Raw genomic sequence first — 4,088 nt, forward strand, 5'->3', positions numbered from 1 at the left:
CGCCGGACCGGCCGCCGGGTTGCGCCGAGCTGACGCCACCGGCGCCACGCGACTGACCGGCCATCCACGGCGCTGGCGGCGCTGGCGGCGCGGCGAGCGCCACAGCGACCGCGACGGCTACAGCAGGGAGCGCACCCGCAACAGGTCCCGCATGCTCGCGTCGACCTTGAGCCGGCCGGCCCGCCACGCGCCGAGCACAGACAGGTTGCCCTCGGTGAGGGCCACCAGATCGTCACTGCCGACGGTGAGGACGATCTGCGCCTGCTCACGGATGCCCTCGCCGATGTCGTGCAGGCGGCCATCGCGCAGCTCGCCATGAAAGACCGTGTCCAGATCGGGGACCCGGCACAGGATCGTGCGGTCGGGAGTAGCGGGCGGGTGGCCCGGCCCGGTGAGCCGGTCGAGACGGGCGGCGATGGCCCGGAGCGCTGCCTCGCACTGCGACCTGTCGGCCATCGGGGGATCCTGCTCCTCTCGGGAAGGTTCGGGCATGCTCGCCGGGTGGCGGGTCATCCCATGGTGCCCCGGCGGGCGGGTCCGCGGCGGTGCGAGGCCCGATCCGCGGCCGGTGCGTTCCCGTGCCGGTCGACGCGGTGCGGCGGCGGCCGTCCCGGCGGGCGGACCGGCCATGAGATACGTCGCATGACGTACGTCGCGGGGGACCGTCGCATCAACGGCGGAAAGTGCGGGAGGCTGACACCGTGAACGCTGACCCAGTGAACGCTGACACGGCGAATCCGGACATCGGGAGCACGGACGGCCTGCCGGGCGAGATCCGCGACGCGTTGGCCCGGCTGGACACCCTCGACGGGCTGGCGACGTCCGCGCATGTGGAGGTGTTCGAGGAGATGAACCGCCGCCTGGCCGAGGCCCTGGCCGACCTCGACGGGTCCGCGGGCGCGGCGCCCGCGGGTACCGCGACCGCGCCCGGCCCGCGGCCCGGTCCGGGCCGTCCGGCCCGCTGAGCCGGGAACGCGCCATGGTGTCCCGTCGCGTACGCCTCGACAGTGAGCTGGTCCGCCGTGGCCTGGCCCGATCCCGAGAGCAGGCCGTCGCCGCGATCAACGCCGGTCACGTGGTGGTCGGAGGCATCGCGGCCACGAAGGCCGCCACCATTGTCGACGGCTCCACCTCGATCGCCGTCGCCGCGGGTGACGATCCCGGCTGGGCTTCCCGCGGCGCGCACAAGCTGCTCGGCGCCTTCGCCGCCTTCGGTGTTCCACCGCTCGACACCGCCGGAGCCCCCTCCGTCACCTCGTCCGTCGACAGTGCCGTGCCCCAAGGCATCCCGGTCAGTCCGGTCAGTCCGGTCAGTCCGGGCACGTCCGGTGCGGGGCGGTCGCTGGTGGTCGCCGGGCGGCGGTGCCTGGATGTGGGGGCGTCGACCGGGGGGTTCACCGACGTGCTGCTGCGTCACGGGGCGGCTTCGGTGGTAGCCGTGGACGTCGGCTACGGCCAGTTGCTGTGGCGGCTCCAGTCGGATCCGCGGGTGCGGGTGCTCGACCGGGTCAATGCCCGTGCGCTGACCCCGGCCGAGGTCGGTGAACCCGTCGAGCTCGTCGTCGGTGACCTGTCGTTCATCCCGTTGGAGCTGGTGCTGCCGGCGCTGCGGGCGTGCGCGGCGCCGGACGCCGACTTCGTGCTGCTCGTCAAACCGCAGTTCGAGGTCGGTCGGGAGCGTCTCGGTGCCGGCGGGGTGGTCCGCGACCCGGCGCTGCACGCCGCAGCGGTGCGCGCGGTCGCGGTCGCCGCGGCCCAGCTCGGCCTCGGGGTCGCGGGGGTCACGGCGAGCCCGTTGCCGGGGCCCGCCGGCAACGTCGAGTACCTGCTGTGGCTGCTCGCCGGCGCGCCGCCGCTCGGCGAGGACGACCTGGCCGGCGCCATCGCCGCCGGTCCGGCCGGCGGTCGCAACGCCGAGCGATCGGGGTGACGGGGATGTCACGGGACGTGCTTGTTGTCACCCATCCCCGCCGGTCGGTCGTGCGGGAGAGCGCGCAGCGGGTGATCGAAGGACTGGCCGCAGCGGGCATCAACCCACGGGTCTTGCGCGACGAGGCCGAGCAGCTCGACCTCACCGGAGCCACCGTCGTCCCGCACCATGCCGACGCGGCGGTCGGCGTGGAGCTCGTCGTCGTTCTCGGCGGGGACGGCAGCCTGCTGCGCGGCGCCGAGTTCGCCCGCGCCGCCGACGCGCCGCTGCTCGGCGTCAACCTCGGTCACGTCGGATTCCTCGCCGAGGCGGAGCCGGACGCGCTGGCGTCCACCATCGACCATGTCGTTCGCAAGGACTACGCGGTGGAGGACCGGATGACCGTCGACGTGACGGTCCGCCGCCGCGGCGAGGTGACCTACACCGGCTGGGCGCTCAACGAGATGTCGCTGGAGAAGGCCGAGCGGGCCCGGATGCTGGAATGCGTCCTGGAGATCGACGGGCGGCCGCTGTCCCGCTGGGGCTGCGACGGGGTGATCTGCTCGACGCCCACGGGTTCGACGGCCTACGCGTTCTCCGCCGGCGGGCCGGTGATGTGGCCGGGGGTGGAGGCGCTGCTCGTCGCGCCGATCAGCGCGCATGCGCTGTTCGCCCGTCCGCTGGTGCTCGCGCCGAGTTCCACCGTCGCCGTCGAGGTGTTGGAACCGGTGCCGGGGATCCTTTACTGCGACGGGCGCCGGCTCGCCGAGGTGCCGCCGGAGTCACGGGTCGAGGTCGTGCGGGGGCGGCGACCGGTGCGCCTAGCGGTAGTCCGCCCGCTGCCGTTCACCGACCGCCTCGTCGCCAAGTTCGACCTGCCGGTGGCGGGCTGGCGGGGCCGCAACGAGCGTTGACGGCCCGGCGCCGACGCGGCCCGGGCGGATCGGCGGTGATGGCCGGGGGCAGCGGTGGGGGCGGTGCGGGGTGGGGGCGGTGCGGGTGGAACTGGGCGACGATGTCGGCGCATGCGGCGGGACGGTTAGAGTTCGGGGCGTGCTCGAGGAGATTCGCATCCGCGGCCTCGGGGTCATCGACGATGCCGCCCTCGACCTCGCCGCCGGCCTCACCGTCGTCAGTGGTGAGACCGGCGCCGGCAAGACCATGATCGTCCAGGGTCTCGGCCTGTTGACCGGCGGTCGGGCGGACTACGGCCTGGTCCGCCCGGGGGTGGAGCGCGCGTTCGTCGAGGGGCGGCTGGTGATCCCGGTCGACTCCGCGGTCGCCGACCGCGTCCGTGAGGTCGGCGGCGACCTCGATGACGATCCTGGCGGCGCGGTGCTCGTCGTCGGGCGGACGCTGACCGCGGAGGGCAGGTCGCGGGCGCAGGTCGCCGGCCGGTCCGTGCCGGCGAGCGTGCTCGGCGAGATCGCCGAGGATCTCATCGCCGTCCACGGCCAGTCCGAGGCGCAGCGGCTGCTGCGCCCATCCGCGCAGCGCCAGGCGCTGGACCGGTTCGCCGGCGTGGCGGTGTCGATGCCGCTGGCCCGCTACGGCGTCGTCCACGCGGAGCTGAACCGGGTCACCCGGACGCTCGCGGACATCATCGAACGGACGCGGGAACGGGAGCAGGAGGCCGAGCTACTGCGCCTCGGCCTCGCCGAGGTGGAGCGGGTCGAGCCGGTCGCCGGGGAGGACGTCACCCTCGACGCCGAGCTCAACCGGCTCGAGCACGCCGAGACCCTGGTGCGCGCCGCCCGCACCGCGCACGCGGCGCTGATGAGCGACCCGGCGTCCGGCTCCGACGAGCCTGGCGCCGTCGACCTCGTCTCCGCCGCCCGCCGCGTCATCGCCGGCGACTCCGACCTCGACGCCGAACTCGCCGCCCTCGGCTCCCGGCTGACCGAGGTCGGCATGCTGCTCACCGACGTCGCCGCCGACCTCGCCTCCTACGCGGAGAGCATCGACGCCGACCCCGGCCGCCTCGCCGACGCCCAGGACCGCAAGGCGGCGTTGACCACCCTCACCCGCGCGCACGGCACCGACATCGACGGCGTGCTCGCCTGGGCCGACCAGGCCGGCCGCCGGCTGCTGGAACTCGACGGCGCCGGCGACAACGCGCAGACCCTCACCGTCCGCCGCGACGACCTGGCCGCCGAGGTGGGGGGGCTGGGCGCCCCGC

General features: G+C 74.8%; 5 protein-coding genes. 4 read left to right on the top strand and 1 reads right to left on the bottom strand.

What is annotated here, in order from left to right; translation table 11 throughout:
- Positions 1-117: 117 nt before the first annotated feature.
- The gene (locus MXD58_RS21930) at positions 118-456 is read right to left on the bottom strand and encodes an alkyl sulfatase (protein ID WP_248837162.1); all 339 of its coding nucleotides are present in this window, start codon (positions 454-456) and stop codon (positions 118-120) included.
- A gap of 245 nt (positions 457-701) precedes the next feature.
- Here MXD58_RS21930 and MXD58_RS21935 point away from each other — a divergent pair, with 245 nt between their 5' ends.
- From MXD58_RS21935 to MXD58_RS21950, 4 genes are all read left to right on the top strand, one after another.
- Positions 702-965, top strand: coding sequence for a hypothetical protein (locus tag MXD58_RS21935; RefSeq protein ID WP_248837163.1), 264 nt, complete (start codon positions 702-704; stop codon positions 963-965).
- Positions 966-982: 17 nt separating this feature from the next.
- Positions 983-1,930 (top strand): TlyA family RNA methyltransferase, encoded by a 948-nt coding sequence (locus MXD58_RS21940; protein WP_248837291.1) that lies wholly within the window; start codon positions 983-985, stop codon positions 1,928-1,930.
- Between the two features lie 5 nt (positions 1,931-1,935).
- A complete protein-coding gene (locus MXD58_RS21945) occupies positions 1,936-2,823 on the top strand; it encodes an NAD kinase (protein ID WP_248837164.1) in 888 nt (295 codons plus the stop codon).
- 139 nt (positions 2,824-2,962) lie between these two features.
- On the top strand, positions 2,963-4,088 hold a 1,126-nt coding region (locus MXD58_RS21950; RefSeq protein ID WP_250609836.1), incomplete at its 3' end, for an AAA family ATPase.

Source organism: Frankia sp. AgKG'84/4 (genome assembly GCF_023242965.2).
Classification (GTDB): domain Bacteria; phylum Actinomycetota; class Actinomycetes; order Frankiales; family Frankiaceae; genus Frankia.